This window comes from Vibrio sp. E150_011, assembly GCF_053544015.1.
Genome location: NZ_JBHFOL010000003.1, coordinates 171,037 through 189,557, shown reverse-complemented (window position 1 = coordinate 189,557; position 18,521 = coordinate 171,037). Strand labels below are relative to the sequence as shown.

Here is an 18,521-nt window from a genome sequence, read left to right as displayed (position 1 = left end):
TTACGATTACCTTCAGAAAAAAACGCCTGTTTGTTAAACGATATCTCTAATCGATATCATTTAACAAACAGGCGTTCGATTTACGAATTCAAACAACGCAGAACGCCGTTTTTATCTATTTTATTGTTGTACGCGTCGAAGAATGACCTTTAGTGCTTCAAAGTCATTATCAAGTTCTTCTGACAACAGTTCCATCGCGGCATGTTTAGCCAGTGGTGCCGGTAACTCAATATCAGTGCCTAGGATATCATCCACGACCTCTTTGAATTTTGCCGGGTGCGCCGTACACAAAAACAAGCCAGTTTCATCGGCTTGCAACTGCTCACCAAGCACACGGTAAGCGATCGCACCATGGGGTTCACATAGGTAGCCTTTATCATTCAGAACGCGCACCGACTCTGCACTTTGCTCATCCGTTACTGCGCCTTTACCCAGTGTATCTAGGCCCCAACCTTTTAGCTGGCAAAGCTCTTCAATACGTGGCCAGTTATTAGGTTGACTCACATCCATCGCATTCGATGTTGTCGCCACTGTAGGCTTAGGAGCCCATTGGCCTGTTTCAAGGTAACGTGGAACCGTATCATTCTCATTCGTCGCCGCAATGAAACGCTTAATTGGAAGCCCGAGTGCTTTCGCTAACAAGCCAGCAGTAAGGTTACCAAAGTTACCGCTTGGTACGGAGATAACTAGATTATCACGCTGTGCTTTACTGAGCTGAGAAGCGGCTTCGAAGTAGTAACAAATCTGCGCCATTAATCGACTGATATTGATTGAGTTCGCCGAATTTAGCCCAATTTCTTTGCGCAATTCAGCATCGTCAAATGCCTGCTTGACTAACCCTTGACATGCATCAAAGTCACCATCAATCGCTACGGTATGGATATTTTTACCTAGTGTGCAAAATAACTTTTCTTGCAGTGGGCTTATCTTGCCATTTGGGTACAAGATAACAACATTGATGTCTTCCATGCCATAAAACGCATGGGCAACGGCAGCGCCAGTATCGCCAGAGGTTGCCGTCAAGATGGTGATTTTACCGCCATCAGAAACCGCAGCCAGTGAATTCGCCATGAAGCGACCACCAAAATCTTTAAAGGCTAACGTTGGTCCATGGAAAAGCTCGAGGGCGTATACGCCATCTTCGACTTGCTTGATTGGCGCTGGGAACTGAAATGCCGCATCAACTAATTCTGTTACTTTCTCTTTGGACAGCTCGTCTCCAATCAGCGCCGACAGAATCTTCGCACTGCGCGAAACAAAATCTTCAGCTAACAGCGCATCGATATCGTCGAATGTCGGTAATTCAGAAGGGAAAAACAGCCCTTGATTGCGCCCTAGTCCTTGACGGACGGCTTGGCCAAAAGAGACTTGTTCATCGTTTTCTTTGATATTGTAAAGCTTCATAGCTGACTTCCTGTTACTTTCGAACCTTGCTTATCTAAGTGACAAACATGCACGAATCCTTCGTTATTCTGTACGTAATTTTCTTCTAACCAGCGAGCAACACGCTCAGCCACATCTTTCTCTTTACAGATACTAAATAAGGTCGGCCCACTGCCTGAAATACCTGTCGCTAGCGCTCCCGCACTAGCAGCATACTCTCGCGCCTTGCTAAAACCGGGAAGCAATTTAGCTCGGTACGGTTCCGCTATGACGTCTTTGATCATCTTTGCAGCCAACTCAGGCTGACCGGAATGGCAAGCATGGATAAAGCCTGCAAGGTGGCGTCCGTGAGCGATGACATCCTGACGGCGGTACTGCGACGGCAAAATTTCTCTCGCTTCAGCGGTCGATACCTTGATCCCTGGGTACGCCATGACCCAATACCAGTCATCAAAGCAAGGTACCTCTTGGCTAATAACACCAAGCTCTTCCAGCATAAGCTGTACACCACCTAGGTAACACGGTGCCACATTGTCATAATGGATACCACCAGAAATTTGCCCTTCCATTTCACCCATTAAGGCAAGCAGTTCCGTTTCGTCAAGTGGATTGCCATGAAACTGGTTAAGCGCATCCAAGGCCGCAACGATAGAACAAGCACTTGAGCCTAGTCCAGAGCCAATCGGCATGTTCTTTTCTAGCGTCATATGGATGGATTGAAGCGCCACACCTTTCTTATCTAGCTCTCTCGCAAACACTTTCCAACAGTCATAGACAATGTTTTCTTGTGGATCAACGGGCAACTTATCGACAAATCGTCCTTTAGTTGAAAGCTCGAAAGGCGATTCTGATGCTTGAATTTCAACACAGTCCCCTAGCAAGGTTCCATCGATTGGTGAGACCGCAGCACCCAACACATCAAACCCAACACTGACATTGCCGATCGACGCTGGAGCATAAACAACAACACGTTGACTCATTTTATACCCCCAACTTCCAACCAAGTGTACGCATAACATCGGCAAAGACACCGGCCGCAGTTACTTCTGTACCGGCGCCGTAGCCACGCAACACCAATGGAATCGGTTGATAATAACGGCTATAAAATGCCAAGGCATTCTCACCATCTTTAATCTTGTACATTGGGTCGTTCTCATCGACAGCGGCCATACGAACACGGCACTTGCCATCGGCAATCTCACCCACATATCGAAGTACCTTGCCTTCTTTCGCCGCATCCGCGACTAACTGAGAGAAGTACTTATCGGCTTCAGGTAAGCGAGCCATAAAATCATCAACCGAACCTGAATCATCGAAACCCGGCGGCAGCGCTTGATCCACTTCCACATCTTCAAGTTCAAGCGCCATTCCCGACTCTCGAGCGAGAATTAGCAGTTTACGAGCAACATCCATACCGGATAAGTCATCACGCGGATCAGGCTCAGTGAACCCTTTATCCTTAGCAACATTGGTGGCCTGGCTTAGTGTTAGCCCTTCATCCAGCTTACCGAAGATAAACGATAATGAGCCCGACAAAATACCATTGAATTTTTCCAGCTCATCCCCTGCTGATATCAGGTTTTGCAGGTTTTCAATGACAGGTAAACCCGCCCCTACTGTTGTCTCATACATCAATTTACGACGTGAGCTGCGTGCAACGTCTCGAAGTTGGTGGTAATAAGCCATACTTGATGTATTGGCCTTTTTATTAGGTGTCACTACGTGGAAACCAGCGGCCAAAAACTCGGCATATTGATTGGCAATATCTTCACTCGAGGTACAATCCACCAATACTGGGTTAATAATATGATTACGCTGAACGAGCGCGGCTAATCCAGCGACGCTGAATCGCTCCGTCACATCGCCCATGCGATCTCGCCATTGATCAAGCGGTAAGCCTTTACCGTCGAGAAGTACGCCTTTGCTATTGGCAAGGCCACATACTCGAATAACAATACCTTTTTCTGCCAGTTTTGTTTGCTGACGTTGGATTTGATCAACCAACTCACCACCGACGCCGCCAACCCCAACAACGAACACATCTAAGAAGTGTTTAGAATTGAACAAATTCTCATGACACGCTTTGATCGCTTCTGAGATCTTATCTTCTGGTATAACAGCAGAAATGGCGCGCTCAGAAGAGCCTTGTGCAATGGCAACAATATTGACATTCACTTCAGCTAATGACGAAAAGAACTGTGATGCCACCCCGCGAGAGGTTCTCATACCATCACCAACTAAGGTGACAATTGCGACGTCTTCCATAAACTCGACAGGCTCAAGCAGTGCATTTTTGAGTTCTAGATCAAATGTTTCTTCAAGGATTTGAGACGCTTTTAGCTTGTCTTCTTCTTCGATACAAAAGCTGATGCTGTATTCAGATGAAGACTGTGTAATCAGAACAATAGAGACACCTGCTGATGACATGGCTCCAAAGACACGGCTAGCCATCCCGACCATACCTTTCATACCCGGCCCAGAGACGTTAACCATAATCAGGTTAGATAAGGTGGTGATACCTTTAATTGGCAGGTTATCTTCACCGGTGTCTTGACCGATCAGCGTGCCTGCGCCTTGAGGGTTAAACGAGTTTTTAATCAAACATGGGATATGGAACTGAGCAATTGGAGCAATGGTTTTCGGGTGAAGTACCGATGCACCGAAGTAAGACAACTCCATCGCTTCTTGGTAGCTCAGTGATTTCAGCAAGCGTGCATCATCCACTAATCGAGGGTCACAATTGTATACCCCGTCGACATCAGTCCAAATTTCACAACAGTCCGCTCGTAAGCAGGCTGCCAGTACTGCAGCTGAATAATCCGAGCCATTGCGCCCAAGTGTGACTAACTCGCCCTTCGCGTTACCTGCCGTAAAACCAGGCATGATGTGCACGACACCCTCGGTCAATGGGTTTGATCTGAAGTTTTGTGTTGAAATACCAACATCTACCATTGCTTCTAGATAGTCATCATTGGCATAAAGATACTTAACCGGATCAATCAATGCCGCCGCTTGACCTTTCGCTTCTAGGACTGCTCTCATCAACTGGATTGAAATGCGCTCGCCTTTGGAAATGATGCGGGCATTAACATGAGCCGGACAAGTACCAAGTAAACGGATACCATGAACGAATTGATGCAGTTGGAATAAAGAGGTTTTTACCTGATTGTCAAAATCAGCACGCTGTATGTTAGGAAGTACAGATTCAATATTAGAAAATAATTCGTTAAACGCCGTTTCCAGTTCAGAGATCTGAAGCTCGACTTCGCTATTTTTTAACGCGGTTTCAATAATCGCGACTAACTTATTGGTTGTTTTCCCTGGCGCAGATAGCACCACCGCTAAATCTTCTTGTTGGGCATTGTTGGCAATAATGTCTGCCGCTCGTAAAAAGCGATCAGCATCGGCTAACGATGAGCCTCCAAATTTTAGTACTCGCATCCTTTCCTCCCGAAATACTCAAAACAGGTAAAAAAAAGGCCCGTATCTTGTTGATACAGGCCTTGTTCTTGAATTTCTTCCGTCTACCAGCCTGCCCCAACAATGGTTATGTCGGTAATAATAATGGTGGTGGTCATTACTACGAGCTGGTTTCTATACATAGGGTTATCTACAAACTTTCTAATGTGCTTACCCATACGTTTACCGCACTTTCTGTAGAGTAGTCAATCAAAATCTGTACTTTTATCAAATAAACAATGAAATCATAGCCAGTGCTTGAAAACCTACACTTATGAAATCTATATACTGTAACGTTATGAGTAAATCGCCAATTGCTATATACATTTACAACTTTTTGATTAGATCTTGTGCTTTAATTAATGGACAAATATAAAATAATAATGACGAACAAGGAGTGGTGCTATGAAAGCAATGATTGTGTCTGCTTTGTTCGTATTATTATCATCCAGTATGGTCCAAGCCGTCGAACTGCCAGCGCTGCCTGGCAAGCATAACGCATCCCCACATAATTTCTTTCTCTCTTCCGATAGCAAATCCTCGAGCGACGGCATCGATCAATGGAACGTAGACAGTGGCTATTCCTATTCGCTATTTGAGTCTGTCGATATTTATATCGGGGCGCGACTTAATAACTCTGATGAATCAAGTGACAAAGGACTACTTAGTGGCATGAGTTATCAAGTATCAGAACGAATCTCGGTCAAAAGTACCCTAAGAGGGTACCAATATGAAGAAGATGACATCACACAAGCCGGGATGGCTGCAGAAATATCAAGCAGAATGAGGCTGACAGAAAACCTAGACGTCCACGCTACCTTTGACTTTGAAAAAGTCCAACAAGGCGTTGAGGTCGGCCTAGGCTTTCGATTCTAGAACGTTAACGCTTCTTTAGAGATTAAAATACCGTTCCAGTCCGAGTAAATATAATACCCTGGCTGAACAATCTGATTACTCATGGTCAGCGTAACATTGACATCGCCAGCACCCCGTTTTTCTGTTTTAAAAGGATTCGCTCCCAACGCTTTAACGCCAAGGTCCATTTCGGACATCATAGCAACATCTCGAATCGCCCCATTTACGATCACGCCTTCCCAGTTATTTTCAATAGCCATGATGGCCAATTGATCACCTAGTAAGGCTTTTTGACAAGAACCATTGCCATCCACAACCAGCACTTTTCCCGTTCCATCTTGGGAAAGTACTTCGCGTACCTTGGAATTATCATGATAACAACGGATCGTCACTATCTCGCCCCAAAAGGCCGCCCGTTGCCCAAAGTTTTGCAATGGCAAATCCAACAATGTCACTTTGTCTTCGTGTTGGTCACAAATATCCGGTGTGATATCTCTCATTTTTCCTCCGTGATGTCACTCAATAGGCGCGCCTTTAGAGAGTGCTAAACTAAAAATCCTTGTCACTTATTGGGTGTTTGACCACTCAACGGTCACTTTGTTACCCAATAAATCTAAATTTTTTAAACGATTCTCCTGCACAACAAGAGCGCTATGCTTTTCCTGCATTATCCGTGAGCTTCATTACATTTAGTTAGAATTTCCGCATAAAACAGAACTATTAATCGTGCAAATCTTTGATCATGTAAATGCCATTATCGATATAACCACGTAGGCTAGCATTGAGTATCGGCAAGGAGCAACCCATAAAAAAACAAAGGCAAGCCATTGTTTTTAATTATAAAATTAACATTAAATTATTTTTTATTTTAGGTTTAAAACGTCAATCGCCTCAAAATATCTCGTCATTGACGGAGACACTAGCCAACGCATCATGTTGCACAACAAACATTCAATTAGGCATTAACACACATATTAATAGCAGTGGTCAATTTACCTACTACTATTAATATTTGTTACAAGTCAGCGATTGATTTAAATCAACAAACTGCAAGTAATTAACATTTGACCATTGTTAGCATGCTGTTAACATATTAGAATTCGCCTCAATGACCTAGCGGAATAATAAGAGATTAAAGGGATTTCTCGTTAATTGGCAGCTTCATGGATGGCGACTCATATCGTAACTGTTTCTCTGATTGTAAGCAGAACATCCAAGAAACATTACCTTTATGTTAACTTATTGCCTAGAATTTATTCTACTACAGACAGATTTATCACAAGTTTAATTTAGGTACCGCCAATGCAAAGCCCGCAAATTCTTATTGTTGAAGATGAGCAAGTAACACGTAACACTCTTAAGAGCATTTTTGAAGCAGAAGGATATGCTGTATTCGAGGCCAGTGACGGTCAAGAAATGCATCAGGTCTTAACCGATAATTCAGTTAACCTAGTTATCATGGATATCAACCTGCCAGGTAAAAATGGTCTACTTCTCGCTCGTGAGCTTAGAGAACAAGCTAACGTCGCACTTATGTTCCTAACGGGACGTGACAATGAAGTCGATAAAATTCTTGGTTTGGAAATTGGTGCAGATGATTACATCACTAAACCATTTAACCCACGTGAATTGACTATTCGTGCACGCAACCTTCTGAATCGTTCTATGAGCACTAACGTGTCTCAAGAAGAGAAGCGTAGCGTAGAAAAATACGAATTCAATGGCTGGATACTTGATATTAACAGCCGCTCACTCGTTAGCCCTAGCGGTGATGGCTACAAGCTGCCACGCTCAGAGTTTCGTGCCTTACTTCACTTCTGTGAAAACCCAGGCAAAATCCAAACTCGTGCTGACCTGCTGAAAAAGATGACTGGCCGTGAACTAAAACCTCACGATCGTACTGTAGACGTGACGATTCGTCGTATTCGTAAGCACTTCGAGTCAGTATCTGGAACACCAGAAATCATTGCTACTATTCACGGTGAAGGCTACCGTTTTTGTGGCGACCTTGAAGAGTAAAATTTGAAAGTTTAAAAAAGGGACGCGCATACGTCCCTTTTTATTTTTGGCGATTTGAGCTCAAATAACATGACATTGCTCAGTCAAACCCGACTCAATAGACGGTGTCGACCATCACCTGTTGATTCGTCAACCAAATCTCTTTGTCACTATTGACCAGAAGCACTGCCACATCCATTGGTTTGGAATTATTAAAGGCTAGCTGCCATTTAAATGCAATTTCCCACTGTTCTTCGCTATGGTTACGCAGCTCAAAATCCTCAGAATCCAATGTCCATGTCTCGCCATCTTGTCTTAGCACGACTTTTACTGCGTCCATATCTGCTGGTAACTGACTTTCGGTACTCAAATTAAGTGCACCATGAAGCATTTGCTCTTTCATCAACGGCTGTGTTTCACCAATCTTCGGCATCATGTCAATCCACAGGTTAGCTGACAATGAAATAGCTTGTTGTTCAACCATTGCGGTATCTTTTGCAATCCACATGTCGTTATCCATCACTGACGATGACGAACACCCACCAAGCACAATTGCCAATGCAATTGTTGTGATCGTTTTTTTCATTATTAACCCTTACTTTCTAGCCAAGATTTTAATACCTGAATGTCATTGCGATATTCATTTTCTATTTCTTCAATCCAATCTTCAATGTTCTCCCACCATGCTGGCAAATCTGGCGACTGAGCTTTCTGCGCTACAGACTGGATTCTTTTCAAGCCAATCGACCCTGCCGCCCCTTTTATTTTATGAGCTTCAGAGGTAATACCGGGCTGGTCCTTTGCCGTCATGTTTGATTGCAAAATCTCCATATAACCGGGCATCATTTCTTCAAACATCTCGATGCTAGCAAAAACGGGCTTTGTTCCGACAATATCAACGTATGAATCAAGCATTCCGATATCAAGCAATCGTTCGTATAATTCACTATTATTACTCATCAATTCTTCATCCTTTTGCGTTGTGACTTCTATCGATTTATATTCAGTCGGAGTAGCAAAGTTAGTAATGACATCCGTAAGCGCCTTAACACTTAAAGGCTTACTAATTGCGTCATCCATTCCTTGTTCAAGGTAATCCTTTTTGTTCTTGATAACATTCGCCGTCAGAGCAACCAAAGGGGGGAGAGAGTCATAGGCTTCACGGAAATGCTGAGCGACATCAAAACCACTCATGTCGGGCAACTGAATATCAAGCAAGGCAAGATCGTAATCTTCCGGCCGGAATAGATCGATGGCCTCTTGACCGGACATCGCCACTGTCACCGTGTGACCAAGACTTTCCAATAGGCTACGCGCAACAGTGATGTTGAGCTCAATATCCTCAAGCATGAAAATATTCAACCCCTTTTGAGACTCTACTATGCGCTCTTCTGATTGAAGGGTGTCGACACACGGAACGCTAATCGATATCGTAAATGTACTGCCAAACCCTTCCTCACTATCGACCGTAATATCACCGTCCATCATATGAATTAACTGTTGAGAGACCGCAAGACCGATCCCTGTTCCAACCGCATGCAAGTTGTCTTTCTTAGACTTAACTTGATAATACATAGCAAAAATCTTATCGACTTCAGCTTGAGGAATCCCGACCCCTGTGTCCTCAACCTCGATCATGATATGCGCCATCCCATCAACAACATCCGCGCTGACCGTCATGACCACACCACCTTGTTTGGTGAATTTCATCGCATTACTGACAAGGTTCCAGATCACCTGTCGCAATCGTGTCGCATCAACACTAATGCCGACTGGCAGATCAGTGAGCCGCTCTAAGTCAAAACGTAATCCTTTTTGCTCAGCCATCAAGGCCGAGATGCTCTCTATCTCGATGATAAAATCGTCAAAATTAAGCGCCTCTGGATACAGCTCTAGCTTACGGCGATCAAACTTATCCATATCGATAATATCGTTGAAAATATGGCCCAGAGTAATCGCACTGACGTTAATGGTTTGCATATGATTGCGTTGCTCTTGATCTAAAGAACTATCAAGCAGCATTCGGCTTAGCCCGACGATACCGTTAAGAGGGGTACGTAATTCATGGCTAATCGTTGATATGAATGTTGTTTTATCTCGACTCGCTTTTTCTAGAGACTCTTGATGACGCTTTCTCTCTGTAATATCGCGACCAAAACCAACCAGGCCAAGGTGGCGACCATCTTTGCTGTAAAATGGCACTTTTCGCAGTTCGTAATAGCATTTCTTGCTATCGGGATATTCTAGCCATTGCTCATAAGTCAGGGCTTGATTATTGCTCATGACTTTATGATCGGTCTCTACAACTTGTTCAGCGATTTCTTCGGAATACACGTCCCAAGGCGTCAACCCAACGAGTTCTTTTTCCTTTTTACCGGTAAGCTCTTCCATGGCCTTGTTGCAACCTGAAAAGACCCCTTCTGCATTTCGGTAATAAATCAAATCCGGAGAGGCATCAATAAATGAACGCAGTAAGGCTGTCCGCTCTGCAAGCTCGAGCTGTGTCCGCTCTCGCTGGTACACCTCATTTTCGAGATCTTTTATCGCTTCTTTTCGCGCATCTTCGGCCTTTTGCCTTTCTTCAATCTCGAGATTTAACTTACTGATGTTCTGTTGAAGCTTAATATTGAGGTCTTGGTCTCGAGATCGCATGTCTTTTAATTTAGAGACCATCTTTGCCAATCGCTGGCGCGACTCTTCAAGCTGATCAACGACAACCGACAAAAAGTAGACCGCCCACGGGGTGATCAATAAGCCGAAAAAGACCGAGCGAACAATATCAATATCATCCACTCTGCCATTCAGGACAAGGGTAATCGCAACCTGTACCACAACGGCGAGGGCCACTAAAGCAAGTGCCAGTAAGATAGAAAAACGAACAATGCCGAGCTTTACCAAAAGGTCGACATAGTATTGGGCAAGATTTTTGATGGGCTTCATTCAGCACTCCGTGCGTAACAACTCGGCTAAGTGTATCACTTACCCCATTGCATCACACGAATGGCGAATTATTTGAGAGTAGGTTTGTGATAAACAAAGGCATTATCAATCAAAGAGCCTTGTGAACCTGACAAAGACAGCCGCTTGCCAAGCTCGGTCATCGCCAACCAACGGTTTTCACACCACAGCGGCGCAAGCAACGTCGGTCTTCGAGCTGAGGAGGCAACACGATGAAAAACGATATCGGCAGGGGTTCGCCGAATCATCTCACTGGCTACATCAAGATAGAAGTCCAGCTCAGGGGCTTCTAAGCGCCCTGCATGCCAAGCTTTTGCCATGGTGCTCCCCTCGACAATATGCAAGCCATGCAACTTAATACCATCCGTTCCCGTTGCCAGCACTTTAGCGAGGGTCTCGAGGTTATCTTGTTTACTTTCTTTAGGGAGGCCGACAATAAGGTGAGTACACACTTTGATGCCGAGCGCACGAGCACGCTTAGTGATGGCATCATACACCTCAAAATCATGACCGCGGTTTATCCGCTTCAACGTTTGATTGTGTGCCGTTTGCAGTCCAAGCTCTAACCAAATTTCAAAACCTTGCTCTACATAATCAGCAAGTAACTCCAAGACCGCATCAGGGACACAATCTGGCCGTGTACCCACACACAACCCGACGATATCCGCATATTTAAGCGCTTCTTCATACATGCTTTTGAGAACTTGAACCTCGGCATAGGTACTGGTGTATGCCTGAAAGTAAGCCAAATATTTCTTGGCCCGCTTCACCTCGCCCGCTCGGTCATTAAGCTGCTCATGGATAGACTGAATTCTGGTGTTTTCATTAGCAAACGATGCCACATTACAAAATGTACACCCTCCTCGCCCTATGGTCCCATCCCGGTTAGGGCAACTGAACCCGCCGTGCAAGGTCAATTTATGTACTTTTTCGCCATAGCGACGCTGGAGATCTTGACCGATCGTATTAACTAACTCATGTAATTGCATATCAAACCAACTCAATTAAATAAGAATGACTATCACTCTAATTTTTGAAATTTAATTACATCCCTGCAAAATAAAACCAGGCACAGTAGCAACGTGGCCATGACATCGACTTAATCAAAATCAATAAATATGCACAAAAACAACAATAAATCGGCAATTGTTAGCTTTTTGTTATCGATTGTATTCAATTTTAAATAAAAAAAATGGGTTACAAGAGAAACTTTCGTTGGAATTACCGAGAACAAAATTGTAGGATACTTACACAATTTTGCTCGATCTGCTGTTAGGATTACAGCTTGAATCAGTAGAATGAAAGGCGATATCCCATTCCCGCCAAAATAATTCACTAAAAAGTGAGTATACGATGAGGGATATCACCACGGATTGTTTTTCTCGCAACACTTTTCCTGCGAGATGCAGAATGGAATCGACACTGCCCCCTCTGGCAGTCAAGAATCAGAATTACAAAGGACAAGGCACAATCACACACTTTTGTTGTGCCTGGATTTAACTGGAAGGAAGTATCTATGGTAGATAGAGAGCAGAATACACAGGGTCTGTATACTCCAGAACTGGAGCATGACGCTTGTGGTATCGGTTTTGTTGCTCACCTTAAAAACCGTAAATCGCATGATGTAGTAACCCAAGCCTTAGACATGCTGGCTCGCATGGAACACCGAGGCGGACAAGGCTGTGATCCATGTAGTGGTGATGGCGCTGGTATCCTACTGCAAAAACCCCATGAATTTCTTTTAGAAGAAGCCGTTAAGCTTGGCATCAAGCTACCTTCTTTTGAAAAATACGGTGTTGGTGTTGTTCTTTTCCCTAAGGATGAGCACAAACGCGCACAATGTCGCGATATTCTAGAACGCAATGCACAGCGCCTTGACCTTGAAGTTATTGGCTACCGTGTTCTACCAACCGACAACTCTATGATTGGTACCGATCCTCTAAGTACTGAACCTCAGTTTGAGCATGTCTTTATTTCAGGTGGTCCGGGCATTACGCCTGAAGAACTTGAGCGTAAGCTTTATGTATTACGTAATTATACCGTTCGTGTATGCCTAGAGAGCATTTCAAATATTGGTGATGATTTTTATATTAACTCAATGTCTTATAAGACACTGGTATATAAAGGTCAGCTCACTACAGAGCAGGTGCCTCAGTACTTCCTCGATTTGCAAAACCCAACTATGGTGACTGCGCTTGCACTCGTGCATTCTCGCTTTTCTACCAACACATTCCCTCGCTGGCGTCTTGCACAGCCATTCCGTTACATCGCACATAATGGCGAAATCAATACGGTCCGAGGCAATCTCAACTGGATGAAAGCCCGTGAAGCAATCCTTGAATCGGATCTGTTCTCACAAGCTGAAATCGACATGCTGCTTCCGATCTGCCAAGAAGGCAGTTCAGATTCATCTAACTTTGATATGGCACTTGAGCTCCTAGTTCTTTCTGGTCGCAGCCTGCCACATGCCTTGATGATGATGATTCCGGAAGCATGGCAAGAAAACAAAAATATGGATCCAACACGTCGTGCGTTCTATCAATACCACGCTAACGTCATGGAACCATGGGATGGCCCTGCTTCAGTCTGCTTTACCGATGGTGTACAAGTTGGTGCAACGCTTGACCGAAACGGTCTGCGTCCGTCTCGCTACACAGTGACAAAAGATGACTTCCTGGTAATGGCCTCTGAGTCGGGTGTGGTAGAAATCGCACCAGAAAACGTTGAATATCGTGGTCGCTTGCAGCCAGGTCGTATCTTCGTTGCTGACCTTGAGCAAGGTCGCATCATTTCTGATGAAGAAGTGAAAGACGATATCGCTAAAGCGCAGCCATATGAGAAATGGGTATCAGAAAACCTACTTAGCCTGAAAAAACTGCCGGATGCGAGCAACGAATTCAGTCAGCCATCACCAGAGAAACTGTTGCATAAACAGCAATCATTTGGTGTTAGCTCGGAAGAAGTGAATGAAATCATTCTCCCTCTTGCAAAAACCGGCTACGAGCCACTTTCTGCAATGGGTGCCGACTGGCCGCTAGCGATTCTTTCTCACCAATCTCAGCACCTTTCAAACTACTTCAAGCAGTTGTTTGCACAAGTAACCAACCCACCAATCGACCCGATTCGTGAGCGTATGGTGATGTCTCTGAATACTTACCTAGGTAAAGATCAGAACCTCCTTGCAGAAACCCCTGAACATTGTCAAAAAGTAGAACTTGAGTCGCCTGTTCTTTCTAACTCTGAGCTAGAAAAACTTCGTGCTATCGATAACGAGCACCTTCAAGCGAAGACGCTAGATATCGTATTCCAAGCAAACGAAGAGCCTGGCAAGTTAGAACGCGCACTAAAACGTATCTGCCAATATGCAGAAGATGCGGTGAACGATGGTTACTCAATCATCTTGCTTACAGACCGTGCCGTTAATTCTAACCACGCTGCAATTCCAGCAATGCTGGCTGTGGGCGCGGTTCACCATCACCTCATCCGTAAAGGTTTACGTGCCAAGTGTGACATCGTGGTTGAGACGGGCGATGCTCGTGAAACACACCACTTTGCAACGCTTATTGGTTATGGTGCGAACGCTGTTAACCCATACCTAGTCATCGAGACAATTGTTGAGCTACAACGTACTAAGAAGCTAGACCCAAGCCTTCACCCACGTGAGTTGTTCGATAACTACCGTAAAGGTGTGAACGGCGGCCTACTGAAGATCTTCTCGAAGATGGGCATCTCAACACTGCAGTCTTACCACGGCGCTCAAATCTTTGAAGCTCTTGGTATTAGCAAATCAGTGGTTGAAAAGTACTTCACTGGTACGGTTTCACGTATCCAAGGTCTAACGATCGATGATATCGCTCGCGAAGTATTAGTTCGTCACCGTGTCGGCTACCCTACTCGTGAAATCCCAGCTCAAATACTTGATGTTGGTGGGGTTTACCAGTGGAAACAACGTGGCGAGAAACACTTATTCAACCCAGAAACGATTTCTCTACTTCAAGAATCGACGCGTAACAAAGATTACGGTCAATTTAAAAAGTACGCGAACGCTGTTGATGCTCAAGGCGACAACGCAGCAACCCTACGTAGCCAACTTGATTTCATCAAGAACCCGGCAGGCTCTATTCCCCTAGCGGAAGTCGAGCCTATTGAGAAAATTCTCAAGCGTTTCGCAACGGGTGCGATGAGCTTTGGTTCAATCTCACATGAGGCTCACTCTACTCTAGCAGTCGCGATGAACCGTATTGGCGCAAAATCGAACTCTGGTGAAGGTGGTGAAGACCCTGCTCGTTTCGAACGCAAAGAAAACGGCGATTGGGAACGTTCAGCTATCAAACAAGTGGCTTCAGGTCGCTTTGGTGTGACATCTTACTACCTATCTAACGCTGATGAGCTGCAAATCAAGATGGCTCAGGGGGCGAAACCTGGTGAAGGTGGTCAACTACCTGGTGACAAGGTTGATGATTGGATTGGTGCAACGCGTCACTCAACTCCGGGCGTCGGTCTTATTTCTCCACCGCCACACCACGATATCTACTCTATCGAAGATTTGGCTCAGCTGATCTACGATCTGAAAAACGCCAACCGTAACGGCCGCGTCAACGTGAAGCTAGTATCGGAAGCTGGCGTAGGTACGATTGCATCAGGTGTAGCGAAAGCGAAAGCTGACGTGGTACTTATCGCAGGGTTTGATGGTGGTACGGGTGCATCTCCGATGTCTTCTATCCGTCACACCGGTCTGCCTTGGGAACTGGGTCTAGCGGAAACTCACCAAACACTACTGAAAAACGGCCTACGTAATCGTATCGTTGTTCAGTCTGATGGTCAGATGAAAACACCACGTGACCTTGCAGTCGCCACGTTACTTGGCGCTGAAGAATGGGGCGTAGCAACCGCAGCATTGGTTGTTGAAGGTTGTATCATGATGCGTAAGTGTCACAAGAATACCTGTCCTGTTGGTATCGCAACACAGAACAAGACTCTGCGTGAGCGTTTCGACGGCCGCGTAGAAGACGTAGTGACGTTCTTCCAATACATGGCTGAAGGCCTACGTGAAGTCATGGCTGAACTTGGCTTCCGCTCTATTGATGAGATGGTTGGTCAATCGCACAAACTTAAAGTTCGTGACGACATCGGCCACTGGAAGTACAAGAACCTAGACCTAACACCGGTACTGCACATTGAGCAGGCTCGTGAAGAAGATGGTATCTACAACCAGACAAAACAAAACCACAACCTAGAAGATGTTCTAGACCGTAAGTTGATTCAAGCCGCAATTCCAGCGCTTGAGAAAGGTGAAGCTGTAAATGCAACCTTCCCTATCATCAACACGGACCGCTCTGCGGGTACCATGCTGTCTAACGAAATCTCGAAGGTTTATAAAGACCAAGGTTTACCACAACCAATGAACGTTAAGTTCCACGGTAGTGCTGGCCAATCTTTCGGTGCGTTCCTTGCGAAAGGCGTTAAGTTCGAAGTAGAAGGCGACGCGAACGATTACTGGGGTAAGGGTCTGTCTGGCGGTACTTTGGTACTGTACCCAGATGCGAAATCTTCTATCGTTGCTGAAGACAACATCGTAGTGGGTAACGTATGTTTCTACGGTGCGACCTCAGGTGAATCTTTCATTCGCGGTATGGCTGGTGAACGTTTCTGTGTTCGTAACTCTGGTGCGAAGGTTGTTGTTGAGGGTGTTGGTGACCACGGTTGTGAATACATGACAGGTGGCGCGGCAATTATCCTTGGTTCAACGGGTCGTAACTTTGCTGCCGGTATGAGTGGTGGTGTGGCTTATGTTTGGGATAAAGCTGGTGACTTTGAAACCAAGCTTAACCCTGAGCTCGTTGACCTAGATCCAATCGAGCAAGAAGATAAAGATCTTCTACTTGATATGCTAACTAAGCACGTTGAATTCACAGGAAGTGAAGTTGCTCAGTCTTTCCTTGCAAACTTTGAAGCAAACCTAACCTCTTTAGTTAAGGTCATGCCGCGTGATTACAAAGCGGTACTTCAAAAGCGTAAAGCTGAAGCACAACAGGCACAATCGGAAGAAGTGGAGGCAGTATAATGGGTAAGCCTACTGGATTTTTAGAACATGGTCGCGAGTTGCCTAGCAAACTCGATCCATCGGTTCGTATTGAAGACAACAAAGAGTTTGTGCTTAACGAAGAGTTTGGTGACAAAATCAATACTCAAGCATCTCGTTGTATGGATTGTGGTGTGCCGTTTTGTCATAACGGCTGCCCTATTGGCAACATTATTCCAGAATTCAATGACGCGGTTTTCCGCGACAGCTGGGAAGAAGCTTGGAACATCCTAAGCTCAACCAATAACTTCCCGGAGTTCACTGGTCGTGTTTGCCCTGCACCTTGTGAAAGTGCCTGTGTATTAGGAATCAACCAAGATCCTATTACAATCTGTAATATCGAGAAAACCATCGTAGAGACAGCCTATCGTGAAGGCTATGCCAAACCGAAGAAGCCGCGTATCCGTACCGGCAAAACGGTCGCGATTGTTGGATCGGGCCCAGCTGGTCTTGCCGCTGCAGAACAACTTAACAGCGCTGGACACTCTGTGACCGTTTTTGAACGTGATGAGAAAGTGGGTGGCCTACTGCGATTTGGAATTCCTGATTTTAAACTTGGCATGGACGTTATCGATCGTAAGATCAATTTGATGGCGGATGCGGGTGTGAAATTTGAAGTCAACGCTCATATCGGCGTCAAGATCAACGCCCAACAGTTGCGTCAAGACTTTGATGTTGTTCTGCTGACTGGTGGTTCAACGGTACCTCGTGATTTACCGATCCCGGGTCGAGAGCTACAAGGCGTCCACTTTGCGATGGATTTCTTAGGTCAAAACAACCGTCGTGCTAACGATATGGACCTGAAAACCGAAGAGATTCACGCCAAAGACAAACACGTCGTGGTAATTGGTGGTGGTGATACGGGCTCCGACTGTGTGGGCACCTCAAATCGTCATAAAGCTAGCAGCATTACTCAAGTGGAAATCATGCCGATCCCACCAGAGAAACGCCCTGCAAACATGCCATGGCCACAGTACCCAATGATCATGAAAACAACCACCTCTCATGAGGAAGGCTGCGAACGTCATTGGAACATCTTAACCAAAGAGTTTATTGGTAATGACAAAGGTGAAGTCACTGGGCTACGCATTGCCGATATCGTATGGCAGGATGCAAAACCAGGCGAACGCCCAGGCTTTGACGAAGTAGCAGGCAGCGAGCGTGTCATTCCATGTGATTTGGCATTCCTTGCAATGGGCTTTTTACACCCTGAACCAACCGGTGTTTTAGCGCAACTTGATATAAAACTTGACGATCGTGGCAATGTCGCGACACAAGATTTCCAAACTAACCAACAAGGCGTATTTGCCGCGGGTGATATGCGTACTGGCCAATCTTTGGTTGTTCGCTGCATCAATGAGGGTCGTGAGTGTGCACGCTCTGTTGATGAATTCCTAATGGGCAATACCAACCTTGAAGCAAAAGCAAATTCTTTAATGCTTTCCGCTTAAAGGTACATGCATGGCTGCGCGAATAAGCAGCCAGCAGATTTCCTTCCTAATTTGGCCAGCTTATGCTGGCCTTTTTTGTTTACCTAGCCACAAGTCGTAACCAAAAAAACTGCAGCGATGGCCCTCTTACTGCGTACTCTGCCTACTCTTTGCTATTTAATTCGTTATCACTAACTACGTTTCTACACAATATCAACAAGTCATAACGCCATAGCCATAGCCATAGCCATAGCCATAGCAGATAAATGCATGGTTTTTTTTATTTATACGAGACTAATTTCTGAAAACTTGACGTTTATCGCCATAAGCATTAGCTTGTGACGTTGTTGATAAAT

At 45.1% G+C, this 18,521-nt stretch carries 11 protein-coding genes and 1 other annotated feature; of the genes, 4 read left to right on the top strand and 7 right to left on the bottom strand.

Translation table 11 applies throughout. The annotated features are described in order from the left end of the window. Positions 1-120: 120 nt before the first annotated feature. From thrC to thrA, 3 genes are read right to left on the bottom strand one after another with little or no spacing between them, the layout of a single operon-like run. Positions 121-1,404 (bottom strand): threonine synthase, encoded by a 1,284-nt coding sequence (gene thrC / locus ACE1OE_RS06985; protein ID WP_102468367.1) that lies wholly within the window; start codon positions 1,402-1,404, stop codon positions 121-123. Then, positions 1,401-2,363, bottom strand: coding sequence for a homoserine kinase (thrB, locus tag ACE1OE_RS06980; protein ID WP_102468366.1), 963 nt, complete (start codon positions 2,361-2,363; stop codon positions 1,401-1,403). The genes thrC and thrB overlap by 4 nt, the downstream gene beginning before the upstream one ends. Before the next feature lies 1 nt (position 2,364). Next, positions 2,365-4,824 (bottom strand): bifunctional aspartate kinase/homoserine dehydrogenase I, encoded by a 2,460-nt coding sequence (gene thrA / locus ACE1OE_RS06975; protein ID WP_102468365.1) that lies wholly within the window; start codon positions 4,822-4,824, stop codon positions 2,365-2,367. Between the two features lie 29 nt (positions 4,825-4,853). Beyond that, positions 4,854-4,972, bottom strand: a sequence feature (Thr leader region). 275 nt (positions 4,973-5,247) lie between these two features. Between thrA and ACE1OE_RS06970 the strand changes: the two genes are divergently transcribed. After that, entirely contained in the window at positions 5,248-5,718 is a 471-nt protein-coding gene (locus ACE1OE_RS06970) for a ribonuclease regulator (RefSeq protein WP_102468364.1), read from the top strand. Here ACE1OE_RS06970 and ACE1OE_RS06965 read toward each other — a convergent pair. After that, complete coding sequence (locus ACE1OE_RS06965; RefSeq protein ID WP_102468363.1) at positions 5,715-6,197, bottom strand: putative 4-hydroxy-4-methyl-2-oxoglutarate aldolase; 483 nt, start codon at positions 6,195-6,197, stop codon at positions 5,715-5,717. The two genes, ACE1OE_RS06970 and ACE1OE_RS06965, sit on opposite strands and share 4 nt — an antisense overlap. An 802-nt stretch (positions 6,198-6,999) precedes the next feature. Here ACE1OE_RS06965 and arcA point away from each other — a divergent pair. Next, positions 7,000-7,716 (top strand): two-component system response regulator ArcA, encoded by a 717-nt coding sequence (gene arcA / locus ACE1OE_RS06960; RefSeq protein WP_102468362.1) that lies wholly within the window; start codon positions 7,000-7,002, stop codon positions 7,714-7,716. Positions 7,717-7,810: 94 nt separating this feature from the next. Here the strand turns inward: arcA and ACE1OE_RS06955 are convergent, their stop codons facing one another. The 3 genes from ACE1OE_RS06955 to ACE1OE_RS06945 all read right to left on the bottom strand — a co-directional run bounded on the left by ACE1OE_RS06955 (position 7,811) and on the right by ACE1OE_RS06945 (position 11,642). After that, positions 7,811-8,281: a hypothetical protein gene (locus tag ACE1OE_RS06955; protein ID WP_102468361.1), complete on the bottom strand. Its 471-nt coding sequence runs from the start codon at positions 8,279-8,281 to the stop codon at positions 7,811-7,813. A gap of 2 nt (positions 8,282-8,283) precedes the next feature. Beyond that, entirely contained in the window at positions 8,284-10,635 is a 2,352-nt protein-coding gene (gene arcB / locus ACE1OE_RS06950; RefSeq protein ID WP_449210560.1) for an aerobic respiration two-component sensor histidine kinase ArcB, read from the bottom strand. Positions 10,636-10,703: 68 nt separating this feature from the next. Next, positions 10,704-11,642: a TIGR01212 family radical SAM protein gene (locus ACE1OE_RS06945; RefSeq protein ID WP_102468359.1), complete on the bottom strand. Its 939-nt coding sequence runs from the start codon at positions 11,640-11,642 to the stop codon at positions 10,704-10,706. Positions 11,643-12,169: 527 nt separating this feature from the next. Between ACE1OE_RS06945 and gltB the strand changes: the two genes are divergently transcribed. Next, positions 12,170-16,717: a glutamate synthase large subunit gene (gene gltB / locus ACE1OE_RS06940; protein WP_449210559.1), complete on the top strand. Its 4,548-nt coding sequence runs from the start codon at positions 12,170-12,172 to the stop codon at positions 16,715-16,717. After that, positions 16,717-18,186, top strand: a complete 1,470-nt coding sequence (locus ACE1OE_RS06935; RefSeq protein ID WP_372059238.1) for a glutamate synthase subunit beta — start codon at positions 16,717-16,719, stop codon at positions 18,184-18,186. Before gltB ends, ACE1OE_RS06935 begins: the two co-directional genes overlap by 1 nt. Positions 18,187-18,521 lie beyond the last annotated feature (335 nt).